We start from the raw sequence: 19,500 nt of genomic DNA on the forward strand, positions 1-19,500 counted from the left end.
CAAAGTACAATGCTCGCTGATGGAAGAAGCACCATCGCCTACTCTCGTCAAACGTAGGACCTATGCTAGCTTGCCCTCGTGGGCCAGTCCCGGGCCTGCTTTCGAGGGGATCGACATGCTCTATTTGCTTGCACTTCTGATCGGCGTCATTGCCGGTCTTCGCGCCATGACCGCGCCGGGCGCGATCGCCTGGGGCGCCTATCTCGGCTGGCTGCCGGTGGCCGGCACCTGGGCAAGTTTCATGGGCCATTGGGCCGCCGTCGGTATCTTCACCATCCTCGCCATCGTCGAACTGGTCACCGACCAGCTGCCCTCGACGCCGAGCCGCAAGGTTCCGCAGCAATTCGGCGCCCGCATCCTGCTTGGCGCCTTCAGCGGCGCGGTGATCGGCGCCACTGCCGGTTCCACCATTGGCGGCCTGATTGCCGGCGCCATCGGTGCTGTCATCGGCACCTATGGCGGCGGCGAAGCGCGCGGCCGGTTGGCCGCCGCCTTCGGCAAGGATTTGCCTGCCGCCCTCATCGAGGACGCGGTGGCGATCATCGGCGGCCTGCTGATCGTGGCGGCGGTGGTATGACTGCCCAAGCCTCAGACGCCAAGACATACGACGCCATCATCATCGGCGCCGGACAGGCCGGCCCTCCTCTCGCCGGCCGGCTGACGTCAGCCGGCATGAGCGTGGCGCTGATCGAGCGCAAGCTGGTCGGCGGCACCTGCGTCAACACCGGCTGCATGCCGACCAAGACCATGGTCGCCAGCGCCTATGCCGCGCATCTGGCGCGGCGTGCCGCGGACTACGGCGTGACGTTCTCAGGCCCTGTCGGCGTGGACTACAAGAGGATCAAGGCGCGCAAGGACAAGGTCACAAACGACTCCCGCAGCAATCTGGAGACGTGGATCGCCGGCATGAAGGGCTGCACGCTTTATCGCGGCCACGCCCGCTTCGAATCCGCCAACACCGTGCGTGTCGGCGGCGACCTTCTGACCGCCGAAAAGATCTTCCTCAACACCGGCGGCCGCGCCTCGGTGCCCGACCTGCCGGGCGTCAACGACGTCGACTACCTCACCAACTCCTCGATGATGGATCTCGATGTTTTGCCGCGCCATCTTATCGTCGTCGGCGGCAGCTACATCTCTCTTGAATTCGCGCAGATGTTTCGCCGCTTCGGCTCTGAAATCACCGTCATCGAGAAGAGTTCGCGCCTGACCGGCCGCGAGGACGAGGACGTGTCGGCGGCCGTCCTATCGATCCTCGAAAACGAAGCCATAGAAGTCCATGTCGGCGCCGACGACATCCGCTTTGCCAGACAGGGCAAGGAGATCGCCGTGACCTTCTCATCCGGCAAGCCGCCGGCGGTCGGCTCGCATGTGCTTCTGGCACTCGGCCGCACCCCCAACACCGACGATCTCGGCCTCGATAAGGCCGGCGTCGCGGTCGATCTGCGCGGCTTCGTCACCGTAGACGACCAGCTGCGCACCAGCGTGCCCGGCATTTGGGCAATGGGCGACTGCAACGGCAAGGGCGCCTTCACCCACACCTCCTACAACGATTATGAGATCGTTGCCGCCAATCTGCTCGACGACGATCCGCGCAAGGTCAGCGACCGCATCGAGGCCTATGCGCTCTACATCGATCCGCCGCTCGGCCGCTGCGGCATGACCGAGGCGGCGGTGAAGAAATCCGGGCGCAAGGCGCTGGTCGGCCAGCGGCCAATGACCCGCGTCGGCCGCGCCATCGAAAAGGGCGAGACGCAAGGTTTCATGAAGATCCTGGTCGATGCCGACACCAGGCAAATCCTCGGCTGCTCCGTGCTCGGCCCCGGCGGCGACGAGGCGGTGCACTGCGTGCTCGACCTGATGTACGCCAAGGCGCCGGTCGATACGCTGGCGCGCGCCGTGCATATCCACCCCAACGTCTCGGAGCTGTTGCCAACCATCGCCCAGGAGCTGAAGCCGCTCGCCTGACATAGCTCCGCGTCAAGCTCAGCGCTTTCTGCATTGGTGCGTTGCAGCAATGTGCATTGCGCGCGGCAAGGCTTCTCGTTCAGTCTGAATTGAACCGATTCAGTCTGGATTTTCCATGCCTTTGCCGATCCTTGCGCTTGCCATTGCGTCCTTTTGCATCGGCACCACCGAATTCGTCATCATGGGCCTGTTGCCGGAGGTTGCGGCCGATCTCGGCGTGTCGATCCCCTCGGCCGGCCTGCTGGTCACCGGCTATGCGCTGGGCGTCGTCTTCGGCGCACCCATCGTCGCCATGGCCACCGCGCATCTGCCGCGCAAGCCGGTGCTGGTCGCGCTGACGGCGATGTTCGTCGTCGGCAATCTGCTCTGCGCCATTGCGCCCAATTACTGGCTTCTGATGGCCGCGCGCGTCTTCACCGCGTTCGGTCATGGCGCCTTTTTCGGCATTGGTTCCGTCGTTGCCGCCAGCCTGGTGCCGCGCAACAAGCGCGCCAGCGCCATGGCGATGATGTTCGCGGGATTGACGCTCTCCAACATTCTCGGCGTTCCTGCCGGCACCGCGCTTGGCGAAGCCTTCGGCTGGCGCTCCACCTTCTTCGCCGTCGTCGGCATCGGCCTGATCTCTGTTGCCGCCATCGCCTGGCTGGTGCCATCCAATGTCGTCGAACCGAGCGGCGGCGGCCTGCGCAGCGAACTGCGCGTGCTGGGCAAGCTGCAGGTCTGGCTCGCCATGCTGATCGCCTCGCTGGCCTCGGCCAGCCTGTTTGCCGTCTTCACCTACATCAAGCCCTACCTTACCGATGTCTCCGGCCTGTCGACCTCCGCGGTCACCTGGGTCCTGCTGCTGTTCGGCGCCGGCATGACCATAGGCAACATCATCGGCGGCCGGCTGGCCGACTGGAAATTGATGCCGACGGTCATCGGCACGCTGCTTTTGATGGCAGTTCTGTTTGTCGGCTTCATGCAGTTCGGCGCTATCGCCAGCGTCGCCATCGGCGTCGTCTTCTTGTGGGGACTGCTGATCTTCGTCGTCGTGCCGCCGCTGCAGATCCGCGTCGTCGAAGCGGCTTCGGAAGGGCCGAACCTCGCCGCCACGCTCAACCACGGCGCATTCAATATCGGCAATGCCAGCGGCGCCTGGATCGGCGGCGTGGCTCTGTCGGCCGGCGTTTCCTATGCTCATTTGCCGCTGGTCGGCGCGGTGCTGGCCCTGCTGGCGGTCAGCGTAGCCGTTGTCTCGCAGGCGCTCGAAGGATCGGCGCCGATAACGACGGTTCCGGCCGCCGCCGAATAATTCCATTGCGCCCATGGCGGCGCGAACTGGACCAATCGACAGCCCTTCGGCAAAAGTGCATGTGTTCTGCCTCTTATCCTGGAGGCATCCCATGCAGAAATCGATCGAACGCATCGCCGGCGACACCGAAGGCGTTTCCTACGAATTCCCGGTGTTCCGCTTCGCCGGCGCCGACAAGGCAGCACCTTCGGCCTATCTGCAGGCAGCACTCCACGCCGGTGAATTGCCTGGTGTCGTCGCCATCGACGCCTTGATGCCGGCGCTGAACAAGGCCGAAGCGGAAGGCCGCATCAAGGGCAGCATCACGGTCGTGCCCTGGGCCAATCCGATCGGCCGCGCGCAATATCATTTCGGCGAGCACCAGGGCCGCTTTCATCTCGGCACCCGCAACAATTTCAACCGCGGCTTTCCGTTGCTCGCAGCACCGGACGCCAAGCTTTTGCCCGACACCACGCTTGGCACCCCCGACCAGCGATTGAAGACCCGTCTGGTGCAGCTGTCGCTCGGCCACGACATCGTGCTCGACCTGCATTGCGACGACGAGGGCCTTGCCTATCTCTACGTCCACGCCAGTCTGTGGCCGGCAATGGCCGATTGCGCCGCCGCCATGGGTATCGACGCCGTGGTGTTGTGGAGCGAGGACACGGACGGCACCTTCGAGGGTGCCACGATCATGCCCTACCAGAACGTCCCCGCCAACGTGGCGAAGCTCGACCGCCGCGTTGCCACCACGGTAGAATACCGTGGCATGCTGGATGTCGACGGCACGCTGGCAAATTCCGATGCCGCAGGCCTCTACCGGCTGCTGGTGGCGCGCGGCGTCATCGCCGACACCGCCCTTCCCCCGCCCAGCCCGTTCAAGGGCCTCGTCGCGCCGCTCGAAAACATCGACATGATGCCGGCGCCCAGGGCCGGCGCCATCCTCTACGACGTCAGGCCCGGTGACCGCGTCGCGAAGGGCGCGCGCCTCGCCACCATCGTCCACACACCGGGCGAGGCCGGCGGCCGCACCGAGGTGCTGGCACCGCAGGACGGCGTCATCCTGACCCGCCGCTCGCGCCGCATCATCCGCGCCGGCGAGGATCTCTTGAAGCTGGTCGGCGACAAGAAGAGCGCCGACGCGAGGTCAGGCACGCTGGAGGACTGAGCTAACCCGAAATCGCCAGCCGCGCTTTGGCCTCGAGCCATTCGGCCATCTGCCGGTACGGCACCGGGCCGTGGCTGACACGGGCGACACCAAGCTCGGCCAGGCGCTGGCGCGGCGGCACATGCGCCAGCGCGATGATGTTGACCGGCAGCACGGTGGCCTTGCACAGCGCCTCGATCAGACCCTCGTCGCCGAGCCCCGGCGCAAAGAAGCCGCTAGCTCCTGCCTTTTCATAAGCGTGCGCCCGCTCGATGGCCTGGTCGAGCAGCACGCTGTCATGCGCATCCGGCTTGGCCTTGAGGAAAATGTCGGTACGGGCGTTGATGTAGGCGGGAATGCCGGAAGCCTTCACCGCCGCCGCTGCCGCCTCGATCCGCTTCACCTGTACCGCGATGTCGTGCAGACCAGCGCCGCCGACGATCTGGTCCTCGAAATTGAAACCGATGGCGCCGGCCTGCAGGGCACGTGTCACCGTCTGGGCGACAGTCTCCGGCTCGACGCCGTAGCCGCCTTCGAGGTCCATGGTCACCGGCAGGTCGACTGCCGCCACGATGCGCCTGATGTTGTCCAGCGCTAGCTCCAGCGGAATTTTCTCGCCATCGGCATAACCAAAAGCAGCCGCGACCGGCCAGCTTCCGGTGGCGATCGCCTTGGCGCCCGCCCTCTCGACGATCTTGGCCGAGCCCGGATCCCAGGCATTGTAGAGAACGATCGGGTTGCCCTTGACATGAAGGGCATGGAACGTGCGTGCGCGCTCGATCTGCTCGGTCATTGCTGTCTTCCCGTCTTTCCGATGTTGGACGAACAGTCTAGGCAGGACCCCAAGCCTTGGCGATGTGCCATGGGCTGCAGAAGCGGCGGCCACAAACAGGCCTTTCAAACCTGTTGCGCATCCGGCTTTTCGCCGCTATGGATTTCGCCCATGAACATGCGCTCGATCAAGACCATTTGGTGGTGGGCTCGCTGACAGCGGCCTGTTCGAACGCGTGCGCGTGAAAATAGAGGGTGGCCGCAACGGAATGTCCGGGCGGCCATTTGTTTTTTCAAAGCCATTCCCGGGTCCGTTGCCCCAACAAGCCATATGGAGACGGCAATGACGATGAAGGCTCTGGAAAACGGCGCGGAAAGCTTCGTGACCGCAGGTGGTGTCACCATCACCCGCGAACGCCACGACAAGCCTTACGCCGGTGCGATCGACGCTTATGTCGATGGCTTGAACTCGCGCCGTGGTGCGGTGTTTTCCTCGAATTACGAATATCCGGGCCGCTACACACGCTGGGATACGGCCATCATCGATCCGCCGCTGGTGATTTCCGCGCGTGGCCGCGCCATGCGCATCGAGGCGCTGAACGGCCGTGGCGAAGTGCTGCTGCCGGTGATCGGCAAGACGCTGGCCGGCATTACCGAGGTGACGATTGCTGAAACCTCGAAAAAGCTGATTCGCCTCGATGTCGCCAAGCCCGGCCGCGTCTTCACCGAGGAAGAGCGCAGCCGCGTCCCCTCTGTGTTTACTGTGCTGCGCGCCATCACCGCTTTGTTCAAGACCGATGAAGACGCCAATCTCGGCCTTTACGGCGCCTTCGGTTACGACCTCGCCTTCCAGTTCGATCCAGTCGACTACAAGCTCGAGCGCAAACAGAGCCAGCGCGATCTCGTGCTGTTCCTGCCTGACGAGATCCTGGTCGTCGACCATTATTCGACCAAGGCCTGGACCGACCGCTACGACTATTCCGGCGACGGTTTTTCAACCGAGGGGCTGCCGCGGGACGAAATTGCCGAACCGTTCAAGACCGCCGACCGCATCCCGCCGCGCGGCGACCATGAGCCGGGCGAATATGCCAATCTGGTGCGCAAGGCGATGGACAGTTTCAAGCGCGGCGACCTGTTCGAGGTCGTGCCCGGGCAGATGTTCTACGAACGCTGCGAGACGCAGCCTTCCGAAATCTCGCGCAAGCTGAAGTCGATCAACCCGTCGCCCTATTCCTTCTTCATCAATCTCGGCGAAAACGAGTATCTGATCGGCGCCTCGCCCGAAATGTTCGTGCGCGTCAACGGCCGCCGCGTAGAGACCTGCCCGATCTCCGGCACCATCAAGCGCGGCGACGACGCCATTTCCGACAGCGAGCAGATCCTGAAGCTGCTCAATTCCAAGAAGGATGAATCCGAGCTGACCATGTGCTCGGACGTCGACCGCAACGACAAGTCCAGGGTCTGCGATCCGGGCTCGGTGCGCGTCATCGGCCGCCGCCAGATCGAGATGTATTCACGCCTGATCCACACCGTCGATCACATCGAAGGGCGCCTGCGCGAAGGCATGGATGCCTTCGACGCCTTCCTGTCGCATGCCTGGGCGGTCACCGTCACCGGTGCGCCGAAACTGTGGGCGATGCGCTTCATCGAGCAGAACGAAAAGAGCCCGCGTGCCTGGTATGGCGGCGCCATCGGCATGGTCAATTTCAACGGCGACATGAACACCGGCCTGACGCTCCGCACCATCCGCATCAAGGACGGCATTGCCGAGGTGCGAGCCGGCGCCACATTGCTCTTCGACAGCATCCCCGAGGAAGAAGAAGCCGAAACCGAACTGAAGGCATCCGCCATGCTCTCCGCCATTCGCGACGCCAAATTGGGCAATGCCGCAGGCGCCGAACGCACCACCGCGCGCGTCGGCGACGGCGTCAACATCCTGCTCGTCGACCACGAAGACTCCTTTGTCCACACACTGGCCAACTATTTCCGCCAGACCGGTGCCAATGTCTCGACCGTGCGTTCGCCGGTGCCGGAAGAAGTCTTCGAACGGCTGAAGCCCGATCTCGTCGTGCTGTCGCCCGGACCGGGCACGCCGAAGGATTTCGACTGCGCCGCGACCATCAAGAACGCCCGCGCCCGCGACCTGCCGATCTTCGGTGTCTGCCTTGGCCTGCAGGCGCTGGCCGAGGCCTATGGCGGCGAACTCAGGCAGTTGCACGTGCCGATGCACGGCAAGCCGTCGCGCATCCGCGTCTCCAAGCCCGGAATCATCTTCTCCGGCCTGCCCAAGGAAGTGACCGTCGGCCGCTACCACTCGATCTTTGCCGATCCGGTGCGGCTGCCCGACGATTTCATCGTCACCGCCGAGACCGAGGATGGCATCATCATGGCCTTCGAACACCGCAAGGAGCCGATCGCCGCCGTCCAGTTCCATCCGGAATCGATCATGACGCTCGGCCACAATGCCGGCATGCGCATCATCGAAAACATCGTTGCGCATCTGCCGCGCAAGGCCAAGGAAAAGGCCGCTTAGAAACGATGGCGGCGACGGACAACATGGCGGCGATCGCAGCGAAGGCAGCGGCCAGGCAAAGGATCGCCAGCCTTGCCTTCTGGTCGATTGTCATCGCCTGCGTGGTGCTCGCGCTCAAGCTTGCCGCATGGTACGTCACCGGCTCCGTTGCGCTCTATTCGGATGCGCTGGAGTCGATCGTCAACGTCATAGCATCGGCCGCCGCCTATTGGGCGGTCCTGGTCAGCTACAAGCCGGCCGACCAGGACCATCCGTTCGGCCACCACAAGGCCGAGTATTTTTCGGCGGTGCTGGAAGGCGTGCTGATCGTGCTCGCCGCGCTTTTGATCCTCAACGAGGTCTGGCGCTCCTGGCAGACGCCGACCCCGCTCGAACAACCCTGGGAGGGCTTGGCGATCAACGGCGTCGCCACCGTCATCAACGCCTTCTGGGCCTGGACGCTGATCCGCGCCGGGCGCAGCGCAAAATCACCGGCGCTGGTCGCCGACGGCCGGCACATCATGACCGATGTCGTGACCTCGGTCGGCGTCTTCGGCGGCCTCGTCGGCGCTATCCTGACCGGTTGGCAGATCCTTGATCCGGCGCTTGCCGTCATCGTCGCGCTCAACATCCTGTGGCAGGGCTGGCACGTCATCGGCTCGTCGATGAACGGGCTGATGGACCGCGCAGTGGACACGACCGAACACATGCACATTCGCGACATCATCTCGGCCAATTGCAAGGGCGCGCTGGAGGTTCATGACCTCAAGACCCGAATCGCCGGCCGCGCCACCTTCATCGAGTTCCACCTGGTCGTCGACGCCGACATGACGGTCGGCGCCAGCCACGTCATTTGCGACCGCATCGAGGACGCGCTGAAGGCCGAAATCCCCTCGGTGCGCGTCACCATCCATGTCGAACCGGACGACGAGGCGAAGCTGCCGAAAGGCACGACGGCGGTGCCTTTCGCTTGAGGAAAAACTCGGGGCATCATCTTCGGGCGAGGATCTGCCGACCTCGCCGGATCGATCGCGCCATTACCGCCATGTGGGGTAGCCCGCCAATGGCTACATCCAGGCGTTGATTGCCTCCAAATCGGGCAGCGCCTGCTGCTCAAGGGCGCGCCAGCTCGGCCTCGGCAAAAGCGTAGTCAGGCGAACCGTCTAAGTTCGTCAATCCAAACTCGGCAAGCGAAGTCCGATCCAAGGTAGCACCCGCTTGCGATCGGCTCATCATGTGTCGGTCGAGATGTCATCCCATTCCTGCCCCATATACCCAATCAGCCAATTGAGCGCGTAATGACGTTCGACAACCACGTCTCGTTCCAATCCTGCCGGCGCGGCTTTCCCATTCACCCGCGCATCCATCACAGCCCAATTGTACCGATAGATCAGATCGGCAGCATCGAGAAGCTCGCTTTGCGGGCGCAAATTGGCCCGCTTGAGCAGCCCTTCCGTGTCGAGGTCACGCAACACCGAAACCATACGCGACACATCGCAAGGCTTGTCTGGACGCCCAAGGTTTTTGAAGACTTGCAACGCCCACAACATTACGAAAGCCCCTTCATAGCGCCAGCTAAAATTTGCGCGATCTTGCTCGGTTGCAACGGGGTTACCGACAAACGCTTGCTCTTTGGGCGTAAAAAACCCTTCGGCTCCAAACTGGCTGATCAAGTTGCTTAAAAGATTTCGATCATTGGTCTCCGCTGTGACGGCCACGATTACCAGTGCGATGGCGCGTTTAACCACCTCGTCCTTCGTTCGTCGCCGACTTTCGGCTGCGGTTTCGATCGCCGGCAAATGGTCGATGAACGGCACGCCCTCCTTCTTCAACTGTGCTATTGAGGCAGCCTTGCGAGCCTCAGCCTCGCCTTCAGCGTTGGCGGAACCGATGAAGGCCAAGGAAGTCAGAAAACCAAGAAAGCTGCGACGCATCATATTCATTGTCAAATGGCTGCTAAGAGTGACTAAGGCGCACAAGCCGATTGCGGCATTGGCTCCAGCCTGTAGATCTTATCATCCGACTCCGTCTTGCCGCCAGCTTCCTTCGAGCACAGATCAACGATGGCCAGGCTGCTGTTGGGGTTGGCGAGCATCATGGTGCCATTGGCGCCGCGCTTGAGGTAGATTTCCTTCTGGCTGATGTCGCAGGCAAAGTTGCTCATCTTGGAACTCGCCGCACAACGCCACTGGTCCGCCTCGCCCTGGCAGGAATAGGTCTGCGTGACCTTGGCCCCGTTCTCCCTGGTGGTCACGGAAACGCCGATGTCGGCGCCGTCGGGCCAGTTGGCGACATCGCCGCCTGAGGCAAAGGAGGCCAGTTCCACCGGCCCGCGAAAGACACGGATCGACTGAGTCACCTGGTCGGGATGCGAGGAGAGATGCGCAGCATCGTAGTCGCGCCCATAGCAGAATGGCTGGTCCGACTTCAGCTGCTCGCGCAGTGGCGCGCCAAGCGCCGGATCGATCGGGTCGATCTTGGCGAATTCAGCCTGGCAGGTTGCGGCCGGCATCGGGTCGAGACGGAAATTATCGTCCTCCGAGCCCAGCGCCTGCCGGTCATATTCGGCTTCGCCCAGTTCGTCCTCCGATCCGGCGTCGAGATAGAGATCGGACGAGACATCGGTGAGGATCAGGCGGCCTTTGTCGTCGAGCTTCAGCGACGCCATGGTGCGGTCGCAGTCCATGCCGCAGCGGATCGGACCTGACTTGCCGTCCTCGGACTCGTGATTGCACCAGCCGCCGGCCCATTGCGGCGCCTTGGCGCCGCGCACCATGGTGGTGAGAAAACCGTTGTAGGAGGTGTCGGCGTTTGCCATCGGCTCCTCGTTCGGATGGCTCACCGGATCATGGCCATAGAGGAAGAAGATCCGCGCCACCTTCTGCTTTGGATGCGCCTTGAGGTGCGCCGCATCATAGACGCGGCCGAAACACGCATCGACGCCATTCGGGCTGAGTTCGGGTAATTTAAGCGCATCGCCGGCAAAACCCTCAAACGCGCCGAGCAGCACGGCGCCAAATCCAGCGCTGGCAACAACCTTCCACTTCCTGAACGCCATGTGACCCCCTCCTCGCATCGACAGGACGTAACGTGAATTTATGCTAGTATCATGGCCGCAGCCACGCAATTTGCGGGGAGCGCCAAGCCGAGAGGATGCCATGCGTCGACGCGACATGTTCCGGGCCAGCCTTGCCGGTGCCGCCGGCCTGTTCGGGCTGAGCCGGGCCGCCGCCGCTGAAGACAGACCGAAGGTCGCCTATCACCTCAGCGACCTCGATAAGGTCAACTTCGTGCTCGGCAACATCAAGAACCACTATGAAGGCACCGGCGGCAATGTCGACATCGTGTTGGTCGTGCATGGTCCGGCCCTCGCCGGCTTCAAGTCGAAAGGCATATCGGCGGCGATCTCGGGACGCTTTGCCGGCCTTGTCCAGCAGGGCCTTGAGCCGCATGCCTGCGGCAACACCATGCAAGGCATGGAGATCACGCTTGCCGACCTGCTCGAGGGCTTCCACGCCGCCGACAAGGGCGGCGTCGTCAAGCTCGCCGAACTGCAGCGCCAGGGCTACGCCTATCTCCGGCCCTGAGCCGCCACGGGCTTGAACGTGAAGGCCATGAGAGCCTACGAAGGGTGGCCAAACAGCCCGAAGGAAAGTGCTCATGACCGCGACCACCCTCGTCATCCCCGATCTTGCCGGCAAGGCGGTGCTGGTCACCGGCGCTTCGACCGGCATCGGTGCCGCCCTTGCACTGGCCTACGCCGCCCAGAAATGCCGGGTCGCCCTGCACTACAATTCGAGCCGGGAGGCCGCAGAAACGCTGGCCAAAAACATCCGCGACAGCGGCGGTGAGGTGTTCCTGACACAGGGCGACTTCTCACAGGCAGCCGATGTCGAGCGGGTAGTCGAGGAGAGCGCCGAAACATTCGGGCGGCTCGACGGGCTGATCAACAATGCCGGCGGCATGCTCGGCCGCGTACCTTATGCGGAGCAGACCGAGGCGCACTACGACGCGGTGATGGACCTCAACGCCCGCTCGGTGCTGACGGCCTCGCGCAAGGCGATGCCATGGCTGAAGAAGCAGGGCGGCTTCATCGTCAACACCTCGTCGATCGCGGCGCGCAATGGCGCTGGCGGCGGCGCCGGGCTGTACGGTTCGGCCAAGGCCTTTGTCTCCAATGTGACGCGCGGCATGGCCAAGGAACTGATCGGCTTCGGCATCCGCGTCAACGCGGTGGCGCCGGGCACCATCGCGACACCCTTCCATGAGCGCTATTCCACCGACGAGCAGATGAAGGGCATGGTCGCCACCATTCCTCAAGGGCGTGCCGGCACGGCCGAAGACTGCGTCGGCGCCTATCTCTTCCTGTCCTCCGATCTCCTGAGTGGTTACATCACCGGCCAGGTGATCGAGGTGAACGGTGGCCAGTTGATGCCGTGAGCCGGCAATTGCATACTGCGTCTCGCAACCATGCATGTCGTGCGCACGTTTGCTGAGGTTGGAAGAAGGGGAGAGGCAATGTACGGATTGATCGGAAAGATGCGGGCGTCGCGCGGCCAGCGCGACGCGATCATGGATGTGCTGCTCGCCTCGACCGGCGCCATGCCGGGTTGCCTGAGTTATGTCATCGCCCGCGACCCGGCCGATGCCGACGCGATCTGGGTGACCGAAGTGTGGACCGACGCCGCAAGCCACAAGGCTTCGCTGCAGCTGCCGGAGGTCCAGGCAGCGATCGCCAAGGCCCGGCCGATCATCGCCGGCTTCGAATTCCAGGTCGAGACCCATCCGGCCGGCGGTTTCGGCCTGCCCGCCATCAAGAACGAGTGACATCCCAACGCGGGGTCGGGGTCGTGAATTTCGTCCGAGACAGCGTTCGCATTTTTCTCTTCCAGGTCTAAGACCCAAACATGGACTCTTCGCCAGACCAACCGGCCGTCGAACGCATGGCGCGCATGCGTCCGGTTCGGCAGTGGGTGGTGCTGCTGATCGTCTCGCTGCTGTTCGCCGGCGCGCTGGAATACGCCGCACTGCCGGCGGCGCTGCTGATCGGCCCGATGCTGGCGGCGATCCTTGCCGGCACCAATGGCGCCACGGTGCGCGTGCCGCGGCCGCTGTTCGCCGCCGCCCAGGCCTTGGTCGGCTGTCTGGTCGCGGCGTCGATCTCCACCGACATTTTTTCGGTGTTCTACAAGGAATGGCCGCTGGTCCTTGTCGTGGTGCTGGCGACCCTTGCGGCGTCCAGCCTGCTTGGCTGGTTGATCAGCCGCTGGCGCATCCTGCCCGGCACCACCGCGGTCTGGGGCTCGTCGCCGGGTGCTGCCACTGCCATGGTGCTGATGGCCGGTGCCTTCGGCGCCGATCAGCGCCTCGTCGCCTTCATGCAGTATCTGCGCGTCATCTTCGTCTCGATGACGGCAGCACTCGTCGCCAAGATGTGGGTCGACACTTCCGGCATCGAGGTACCAGCCATCGTCTGGTTCCCGCCGATCGAACCGGCAGCCTTTGCCGCCACGCTCGGCGTGGCGCTGGTCGGCGGCCTGCTCGGCCGGTTGTGCCGGCTGCCGTCACCCTTCTTCCTCGGCACCTTCATCATCGGCACCATCGTCCATCTCGGCTTCGGCGTGGCGATGCAATTGCCGCCATGGCTGCTGGCGCTCTCCTATGCGATGGTCGGCTGGTCGATAGGGCTGAATTTTACCCGGGCGATCCTGCGTCATGCGACACGGGCGCTGCCGCAGATCGTCGGCTCTATCGTCGTGCTGATCGCCTTTTGCGGCGGGCTAGCCTGGCTGATCAGCCACGTCCTTGGTATCGATCCGCTGACCGCCTATCTCGCGACCAGCCCCGGCGGCATGGACAGCGTCGCCATCATTGCCGCCGCCGCGCAGAACGTCGACATATCCTTCGTCATGGCCTTGCAGTCGACCCGCTTCCTGGTCGTGCTCATCGCCGGGCCGAGCATAGCGCGGCTGGTGGCGAGAGCCGTCAGGGACTGAGATTCAAATATCCAGGGAAGAGGAAAAGTGCCCATGAAACGTCGTGTGAATGCCGTCGATCTCTCAGGCCGGGTCGCCGTGGTGACCGGCGGCGCGCAAGGCATCGGCCTTGCCGTCGCCCGGCGACTGCTGTCATCGGGTGCCAGCGTCGCCATCTGGGATGTGGACGAGACCGCCATGGCGAAGGCCGTTTCCGAACTCGCCCCGCTCGGCCGGGTCGAGGGTTTGCTGTGCGATCAATCGCTGATGGAGGCCGTCGACAGCGCCGCGACCGAAACCGAGCGCTCGCTTGGTCCGGTCGATCTGCTGGTAAACAATGCCGGCATCGCCGGACCGGCAGCGACGGTGGCGGATTATGATCCTGCCGCCTGGCGCCAGATAATCGACATCGACCTCAACGGCGTCTTCTACTGCTGCAAGCGCCTGGTGCCCGGCATGATCGCGCGCAGCTACGGCCGCATCGTCAACATCGCCTCGGTCGCAGGCAAGGAAGGCAATCCGAATGCCGCCGCCTATTCCGCCGCCAAGGCCGGCGTGCTCGCGCTGACAAAATCGCTCGGTAAGGAGTTGGCTGGCCACGACATCGCCGTCAACGCGCTGACCCCATCGCCCGCCCGCACCCGCATCCTCGAACAGCTCACTGAGGCCCAGGTCGCCTACATGCTGGGCAAGGTGCCGCGAGGCCGGTTCGTCGAAGTCGAAGAGGCGGCTGCGATGATCGCCTTCATGCTATCGGACGAAAATTCCTTCACCACCGGCGCAACGTTCGATCTCTCCGGCGGCCGCGCCACCTACTGAGAAGCGCCGCTGTTCCTTGCTGTCGCAGTCGCTGTCGGCCGCGAAGGACTAATTCAAGAGCCGCTCAGCGTCGCGGCAAGCCGGTCGGGAAGAAAGTCGACGAAGGCGCGAACCTTTGGCGACAAATGGCGATTGGACGGCCAAAGCAACCGGAACTGGCCGCGGCCGTCGACATGATCGTCCAGCACCGTGCGCAGCAGGCCGTCACGCAGCGCCTCGCGGACCAGGAAATCGGGCATCGAGCTGATGCCGAGCCCGGCCATCGTGGCGCCCTTCAGCGCCTCCGTGTTGTTGCAGGTCAGCATCGAGCGGACCTGCGGCTCGGCGCTGCCGCCGATGAACGGCCAGCCTTGCAGCTTGCCGCTGTTGGGAAAGCGGAAGCGGATGCCGTAATGGTTCACGAGATCGTCCGGGCGGCTCGGGTTGCCGTGCTGCTCGATATAGGAGGGTGCCGCACACAACAGCAGCCGGAAGGGTGCAAGCGGCCGCGCCACCAGGCGCGAATCCGGCAGGTCGCCGCTGCGGATCGCGATGTCGACGCCTTCGTCGATGAGGTCGACGATGCGGTCGTTAAAGTCGATGTCGAGTTCGATTTCGGGATAGCGCGCCATGAACTCGGACAGCACCGGGAACAGCAAATGATAGGTCACGATCGGCGTCGAAACGCGCAGCCGCCCATGCGGTGTTTCGCGGCTCCGCGACAGCATCGCCTCGGCATCGTCGATGTCGTCGAGGATGCGCCGCACCCGCTCGTTGAACAGCTTGCCCTCTTCGGTCAGGCCGATGCGGCGCGTGCTGCGCTGAAGCAACCTGACGCCGAGATCCTGCTCGAGCCTGGCGACGCTCTTGCCGACGGCCGATGCCGAGATGCCGAGCGTGCGGCCCGCAGCGATGAAGCTGCCGAACTCAGCCGTGCGGGCAAAGGCCAGGAGCCCATTGAGGCGTTCCATCGCATCTCTCCATTCGAGCGTTTCAGTCCGGTATATCTGGAGATTTAACACTATTTTTCTCGAAGTGTCGCGAGCCTATCTTCCCGTTACGACCGGCGCAGCAAGCTTGCGGCAGGCCGGCGGATCCTGGTTCAGATAGGAAATCCATGACCTCGAAGACCACAAACGGCGCGGTCGCGCCATGGCTTGTCCTGTTGTCGGTATGCCTTGCCGCCATGACAATGCCCTTGACCTTCACCGGCCCGGCCGTCGCGCTTTCCCGCATTGCGGCCGACCTCGGCGGCAGCCCGATCGCGCTCAACTGGGTGACCAACGCCTTCATGCTGACCTTCGCCGCCACCTTGATGGCATCAGGCGCGCTGGCCGACAATCATGGCCGCAAGCGGCTCTTCCTTGTTGGCCTCGCCACCTATGTGCTGGCATCGCTGGGATCGATGTTTGCCCCTGATATCGTCTGGTTCGATGTGCTCAGGGCTGCGCAAGGGCTCGGCAGTGCCGCCGCCTTTGCCGGCGGCGCCTCCGCTCTTGCCCAGGAATTCGATGGGCCATTGCGGCTGCGCGCCTTCTCCTTCCTCGGCACCAGTTTCGGCATCGGCCTCGCTTTTGGGCCGATCGCGTCGGGCCTGCTCATAGATGCTTTCGGCTGGCGATCGATCTTCGTCTTGGTGGCAGTGCTCGCGATTGCAGCCGCTTTGCTCGGCCTGCGCACCATCAGGGAATCGCGCGATCCGGATGCGACCGGCCTCGACTGGGCGGGAGCCGGCACCTTTACGATCGCGCTGGCATCGCTGACCTACGGCGTGCTGCAAGCGCCGCAGAGCGGCTGGACCGATCCCCTGGTGATCGGGCTTCTCGTGGCGGCCGCCCTTTGCTTTGCCGCTTTCGTCGTCGTCGAGCGGCGCGTGCGCCGGCCGATGCTCGATCTCTCGCTGTTCCGCTTTCCCCGCTTCGTCGGCGTCCAGTTCCTGGCGGCCGCTCCCGCCTATGGCTTCGTCGTCCTGCTGGTGCTGTTGCCTATCCGCTTCATCGGCATCGAGGGGATGAGCGAGATCAAGGCGGGGCAGTTGATGATCTGCCTGTCGGGACCGCTGTTGATCCTGCCACTGCTCGCCGGCCAGGTAGCGCGCTGGATCGCTCCGGCAACGATCTGCGGTGTCGGCCTGCTTGTGGCCGCCGGCGGCCTTGTCTGGCTGAGCCTGACACCGCCTGTCGTCGCAGCGCTGGTGGCGCCGCTGATCCTCATCGGCGTCGGCATCGCCTTGCCCTGGGGGCTGATGGACGGACTTGCCGTCGGCGTCGTGCCGAAAGAGCGTGCCGGCATGGCGGTCGGCATCTTCAACACCACCCGCGTCGCTTGCGAAGGCGTGGCGCTGGCGATCGTCATGGCAGTCCTGTCGGGTTTCACGGCAGCCCAACTGGCGGCTCAGGGAACGGCGTCTTCCCTGGATGCAACCGCCGCCGCGCAGCTGCTGGTGACCGGCAACATCGGCGAAGCGGCAGCCCGCTTGCCGGGTGCCGGAGCCACGGTCCTGGTCCAGGCCTATGAGATCGCGTTCGACAGGCTGCTGATCGTGCTGGCGGCAATCACCATCGTCACCGCCCTTGTCGTCTTTCTCGGCTTGCGCCGTGGATCGGCGGTGGAACACGAGACCATTGCTCTGCCGGTTTGCCAGGAAGGGTAGCTGAGCCGCGTCAGGAGATGACGAGGCTCGCTATGCGGTGGCCGTCCAGCACGAAGGTCATGTCACCCTCGCCGTTGAGGCCATTGCCTTTCACGGCAATGCGGACGCGGTAGCTGCCCTCGACCTCGGCGATGCGGACAATGCGAAGATTGGACTTCACGCCGATATTGTCCGACTGGTTCCAGCGCGCGATCTGCTGGCGGCCTTGGAAGGACCGCCCCCAGTCGGTCAGGGACGCGTCGGCTGTGAACGTGTGGAGAACGGCTTCGCTATCACCCGCATTGGTGGCCTCGATAAAGCGGCGGATAGGTTCGGGTGTGGTCATCAATCGAGCCGGTGCATCAGATCATCATCCAGCCAGCGGCCGAAGAAATAGACCAGCTGCTTGTGCCACCATGGCCAGTCATGACTGACATCGCCGCCCCAATAGTCGACCCAGGCGGGAATGGATTTGTCGCGCAGGATCTGTTCCAGCCTGCGGGTCTCGACCAGCATCCGCTCTTCCCAGGCGCCCTGCCCGCAGCAGAAGATCATCCTCAGCGACTTCAGCCGGGCAAGCAGTTTTGGGTCTACGATGCCGGGCAGATAGTCGAGCGGCGAATTGTAGAAAATGTCGCCTTCCAGCACCTTGCCGAAGAAGTCGCCCGCCGAATAGACGCCCGACAGCGCGATGACGCCGCTGGCGAGTTCGGGAAAGCGAAAGACGAAGTTCGAGGAATGATAACCGCCCATCGAACAGCCGGTGAACAGCGGCTTTAATTTGCGCCCGCCATTGGCTTGCTCGGCGGTCGCCAGAAACTCCGGCAGCGCCTCCTCGCGCANCACATATCGGAAATAAGCCTCGTGGCGACCGATACGGTGGGCGGCGCCGGCATGCTTGTTGAAGAACGATTCCGAATCGACGCCGTCGACCGCGAACAGCTGGATGCGGCCGGTATCGATGAATTCGGCCAGCGCTCCAACCCCTCCGGAATCCTCGAATTGGTAGAACCGCCCCTGCGACGTCGGGAACACCACCACCGGCCGGCCGGCATGGCCGTAGCGCTTGTATTCCATGTCGCGGCCGAGATTGCCGGAGAAATGCTTGTGATAGGAGATGTCCATCGCGTTCAAGCCTTTTCCGCGTGGATGTAGGCGACGGCCGCGCGCAGTGCTGCTTCGTCTTTCGAGCGCATCTGGTAGGCGTAATTTCCCATGGCGCGGCTGAAAACCTCTTCAATTGGCTGATGATGGACGATCTTGTCGCGATGCGCGGCTATCACGTCCTCATGGCTGTGCAAATAGTCGAGGCGCCGCTTGCGGCTGGCATAGGCGGTGAAATATTTGCCCTCGTAAGGCCCGCCGGCGGCATCCTTCACCACCATGTCCGCCCAGGCCGCGTAGACGTCGATGTCGAACGTGTAGTTGATCGCATCGGTCATCCAGGCGCCGGGCGGCCGCATGTTGACCTCAAGCGCGATGACGCGGTCGTCCTTGGTTTCGAACAGCTCGATGTGGAAGAAGCGCTCGCGCACGTCGAACGCTTTGAGGATCTTGCGGCCGGCTTCTTCGATCGCCGGTCGGACCTTGGGAAAGCAGGTGTAGCTCATGTGGCGGTCCTTGTTGACCACTTCCATGATGCTCTGGTCGTAGCGGTGGCTGGCCGCCAGCACCACCTCGCCGTCACGGTTGACCAGCCCATCGAAGGTCACCACCAGCCCCTCGATGAACTGCTCCATGACGAAGGTCACGTCCTCGGGCTTGTCTCTGAAGAACTGGTCAAGTTCCCTGGCGTTGGAAATCTTGAAGGTGTTCGAGGCGCCGGAACCGGAATCGGGCTTCACCACCACGGGATAGCCGACGCGGCGGATGAAGGTCATGGCACCGGCCCGGTCGGAGCATTTGCGCTGGGCGATGGTGTCGACGCCGCTCTTGCGAAAGAATGCACGCATGCGGCTCTTGCGCTTCAAATTCTTCACGAAATCGAGCTTGGTGCCGTAGATGTTGAAGTCAGTGCGGATGTTGGCTTCCAGCTCCAGCCAATGCTCGTTGAGGGACTCGAAGCGCTCGATGCGGCCCCATTTGTGGATGAAATGACCCATCGCCCGGAACACCGGATCGTAGTCCTCCATGTCGGCGATGCGGTAATATTCCGACAGGGCCACCTTCAGCTTGCCGTCCAGCGCCTCATAAGGCGCATCGCCAATGCCCAGCACCGTGGCGCCGGCCTTCTTCAGCCGGTCGCAGAAATCGGCGCCGTTGGCGGGAAAATGCGGCGAGAAGAAAACGAAATTCACGGATGACCCCTCAGACGGCGAAGCATTGCGGCCCCGGCTACACGCAAGTCTGGCGCATTTGCCGCGCATGGGGAAGAGTGCTCGCGAGTGGTGGAATGGCAGCCCACTTGCCTGTCCATGGCGGCTCCTG

Annotated in this window: 19 protein-coding genes; 12 read left to right on the forward strand and 7 right to left on the reverse strand. The window is 63.6% G+C overall.

All coding sequences use genetic code 11. The annotated features are described in order from the left end of the window. Positions 1–115: 115 nt before the first annotated feature. From X771_RS164130 to X771_RS164115, 4 genes are all read left to right on the forward strand, one after another. Complete coding sequence (locus tag X771_RS164130) at positions 116–577, forward strand: membrane protein (protein WP_023686170.1); 462 nt, start codon at positions 116–118, stop codon at positions 575–577. Further along, positions 574–1,965, forward strand: coding sequence for an FAD-containing oxidoreductase (locus tag X771_RS164125; protein ID WP_023686171.1), 1,392 nt, complete (start codon positions 574–576; stop codon positions 1,963–1,965). The genes X771_RS164130 and X771_RS164125 overlap by 4 nt, the downstream gene beginning before the upstream one ends. Before the next feature lie 115 nt (positions 1,966–2,080). Then, positions 2,081–3,259, forward strand: a complete 1,179-nt coding sequence (locus tag X771_RS164120; protein WP_023686172.1) for an MFS transporter — start codon at positions 2,081–2,083, stop codon at positions 3,257–3,259. Positions 3,260–3,350: 91 nt separating this feature from the next. Then, the gene (locus tag X771_RS164115) at positions 3,351–4,406 is read left to right on the forward strand and encodes a succinylglutamate desuccinylase/aspartoacylase family protein (protein ID WP_023686173.1); all 1,056 of its coding nucleotides are present in this window, start codon (positions 3,351–3,353) and stop codon (positions 4,404–4,406) included. A 1-nt stretch (position 4,407) separates the two neighbouring features. Here the strand turns inward: X771_RS164115 and X771_RS164110 are convergent, their stop codons facing one another. Beyond that, positions 4,408–5,178: an isocitrate lyase/phosphoenolpyruvate mutase family protein gene (locus X771_RS164110; RefSeq protein WP_023686174.1), complete on the reverse strand. Its 771-nt coding sequence runs from the start codon at positions 5,176–5,178 to the stop codon at positions 4,408–4,410. 321 nt (positions 5,179–5,499) lie between these two features. On the opposite strand from X771_RS164110, the gene X771_RS164105 reads away from it, so the two are divergent. Next, the gene (locus X771_RS164105; RefSeq protein WP_023686176.1) at positions 5,500–7,689 is read left to right on the forward strand and encodes an anthranilate synthase; all 2,190 of its coding nucleotides are present in this window, start codon (positions 5,500–5,502) and stop codon (positions 7,687–7,689) included. A 5-nt stretch (positions 7,690–7,694) separates the two neighbouring features. Then, positions 7,695–8,642: a cation diffusion facilitator family transporter gene (locus X771_RS164100; protein ID WP_023683651.1), complete on the forward strand. Its 948-nt coding sequence runs from the start codon at positions 7,695–7,697 to the stop codon at positions 8,640–8,642. 258 nt (positions 8,643–8,900) lie between these two features. Here X771_RS164100 and X771_RS164095 read toward each other — a convergent pair whose 3' ends face one another. After that, positions 8,901–9,611: a DUF4272 domain-containing protein gene (locus X771_RS164095; protein ID WP_245262498.1), complete on the reverse strand. Its 711-nt coding sequence runs from the start codon at positions 9,609–9,611 to the stop codon at positions 8,901–8,903. 23 nt (positions 9,612–9,634) lie between these two features. Beyond that, entirely contained in the window at positions 9,635–10,726 is a 1,092-nt protein-coding gene (locus X771_RS164090) for a hypothetical protein (RefSeq protein WP_023686178.1), read from the reverse strand. A gap of 100 nt (positions 10,727–10,826) precedes the next feature. Here X771_RS164090 and X771_RS164085 point away from each other — a divergent pair, with 100 nt between their 5' ends. From X771_RS164085 to X771_RS164065, 5 genes are all read left to right on the forward strand, one after another. Next, a complete protein-coding gene (locus X771_RS164085; protein WP_023686179.1) occupies positions 10,827–11,255 on the forward strand; it encodes a DsrE family protein in 429 nt (142 codons plus the stop codon). Positions 11,256–11,328: 73 nt separating this feature from the next. Then, on the forward strand, positions 11,329–12,108 hold the full coding sequence (locus X771_RS164080) for an SDR family oxidoreductase (RefSeq protein ID WP_023686180.1): 780 nt from the start codon (positions 11,329–11,331) through the stop codon (positions 12,106–12,108). Between the two features lie 78 nt (positions 12,109–12,186). Then, the gene (locus X771_RS164075; RefSeq protein ID WP_023686181.1) at positions 12,187–12,495 is read left to right on the forward strand and encodes a putative quinol monooxygenase; all 309 of its coding nucleotides are present in this window, start codon (positions 12,187–12,189) and stop codon (positions 12,493–12,495) included. Between the two features lie 80 nt (positions 12,496–12,575). Continuing rightward, positions 12,576–13,664, forward strand: a complete 1,089-nt coding sequence (locus X771_RS164070; protein ID WP_023686182.1) for an AbrB family transcriptional regulator — start codon at positions 12,576–12,578, stop codon at positions 13,662–13,664. Positions 13,665–13,709: 45 nt separating this feature from the next. Then, complete coding sequence (locus X771_RS164065) at positions 13,710–14,462, forward strand: SDR family NAD(P)-dependent oxidoreductase (RefSeq protein WP_023669968.1); 753 nt, start codon at positions 13,710–13,712, stop codon at positions 14,460–14,462. Between the two features lie 53 nt (positions 14,463–14,515). Here X771_RS164065 and X771_RS164060 read toward each other — a convergent pair whose 3' ends face one another. After that, complete coding sequence (locus X771_RS164060; RefSeq protein ID WP_023669967.1) at positions 14,516–15,412, reverse strand: LysR family transcriptional regulator; 897 nt, start codon at positions 15,410–15,412, stop codon at positions 14,516–14,518. 146 nt (positions 15,413–15,558) lie between these two features. On the opposite strand from X771_RS164060, the gene X771_RS164055 reads away from it, so the two are divergent. After that, positions 15,559–17,094 (forward strand): MFS transporter, encoded by a 1,536-nt coding sequence (locus X771_RS164055; RefSeq protein WP_023686183.1) that lies wholly within the window; start codon positions 15,559–15,561, stop codon positions 17,092–17,094. Positions 17,095–17,104: 10 nt separating this feature from the next. Here the strand turns inward: X771_RS164055 and X771_RS164050 are convergent, their stop codons facing one another. From X771_RS164050 to X771_RS164040, 3 genes are all read right to left on the reverse strand, one after another. After that, on the reverse strand, positions 17,105–17,419 hold the full coding sequence (locus tag X771_RS164050; RefSeq protein WP_031199220.1) for a nuclear transport factor 2 family protein: 315 nt from the start codon (positions 17,417–17,419) through the stop codon (positions 17,105–17,107). After that, entirely contained in the window at positions 17,419–18,198 is a 780-nt protein-coding gene (locus X771_RS164045) for an esterase family protein (protein WP_023686185.1), read from the reverse strand. Before X771_RS164045 ends, X771_RS164050 begins: the two co-directional genes overlap by 1 nt. 5 nt (positions 18,199–18,203) lie before the next feature. Beyond that, on the reverse strand, positions 18,204–19,370 hold the full coding sequence (locus X771_RS164040) for an ATP-grasp domain-containing protein (protein ID WP_023686186.1): 1,167 nt from the start codon (positions 19,368–19,370) through the stop codon (positions 18,204–18,206). Between the last annotated feature and the right edge of the window lie 130 nt (positions 19,371–19,500).

This window comes from Mesorhizobium sp. LSJC269B00 (genome assembly GCF_000502815.1).
In the GTDB taxonomy this organism is placed as follows: domain Bacteria; phylum Pseudomonadota; class Alphaproteobacteria; order Rhizobiales; family Rhizobiaceae; genus Mesorhizobium.

What these genes read in the sequence shown, in the direction of transcription:
- X771_RS164085 (WP_023686179.1), top strand. Translation starts at nt 10,827, where the DNA reads ATGCGTCGACGCGACATGTTCCGGGCCAGCCTTGCCGGTGCCGCCGGC.
- X771_RS164060 (WP_023669967.1), bottom strand. Translation starts at nt 15,412, where the DNA reads ATGGAACGCCTCAATGGGCTCCTGGCCTTTGCCCGCACGGCTGAGTTC.
- X771_RS164115 (WP_023686173.1), top strand. Translation starts at nt 3,351, where the DNA reads ATGCAGAAATCGATCGAACGCATCGCCGGCGACACCGAAGGCGTTTCC.
- X771_RS164095 (WP_245262498.1), bottom strand. Translation starts at nt 9,611, where the DNA reads ATGAATATGATGCGTCGCAGCTTTCTTGGTTTTCTGACTTCCTTGGCC.
- X771_RS164130 (WP_023686170.1), top strand. Translation starts at nt 116, where the DNA reads ATGCTCTATTTGCTTGCACTTCTGATCGGCGTCATTGCCGGTCTTCGC.
- X771_RS164110 (WP_023686174.1), bottom strand. Translation starts at nt 5,178, where the DNA reads ATGACCGAGCAGATCGAGCGCGCACGCACGTTCCATGCCCTTCATGTC.
- X771_RS164070 (WP_023686182.1), top strand. Translation starts at nt 12,576, where the DNA reads ATGGACTCTTCGCCAGACCAACCGGCCGTCGAACGCATGGCGCGCATG.
- X771_RS164055 (WP_023686183.1), top strand. Translation starts at nt 15,559, where the DNA reads ATGACCTCGAAGACCACAAACGGCGCGGTCGCGCCATGGCTTGTCCTG.
- X771_RS164105 (WP_023686176.1), top strand. Translation starts at nt 5,500, where the DNA reads ATGACGATGAAGGCTCTGGAAAACGGCGCGGAAAGCTTCGTGACCGCA.
- X771_RS164075 (WP_023686181.1), top strand. Translation starts at nt 12,187, where the DNA reads ATGTACGGATTGATCGGAAAGATGCGGGCGTCGCGCGGCCAGCGCGAC.
- X771_RS164100 (WP_023683651.1), top strand. Translation starts at nt 7,695, where the DNA reads ATGGCGGCGACGGACAACATGGCGGCGATCGCAGCGAAGGCAGCGGCC.
- X771_RS164090 (WP_023686178.1), bottom strand. Translation starts at nt 10,726, where the DNA reads ATGGCGTTCAGGAAGTGGAAGGTTGTTGCCAGCGCTGGATTTGGCGCC.
- X771_RS164120 (WP_023686172.1), top strand. Translation starts at nt 2,081, where the DNA reads ATGCCTTTGCCGATCCTTGCGCTTGCCATTGCGTCCTTTTGCATCGGC.
- X771_RS164125 (WP_023686171.1), top strand. Translation starts at nt 574, where the DNA reads ATGACTGCCCAAGCCTCAGACGCCAAGACATACGACGCCATCATCATC.
- X771_RS164050 (WP_031199220.1), bottom strand. Translation starts at nt 17,419, where the DNA reads ATGACCACACCCGAACCTATCCGCCGCTTTATCGAGGCCACCAATGCG.
- X771_RS164080 (WP_023686180.1), top strand. Translation starts at nt 11,329, where the DNA reads ATGACCGCGACCACCCTCGTCATCCCCGATCTTGCCGGCAAGGCGGTG.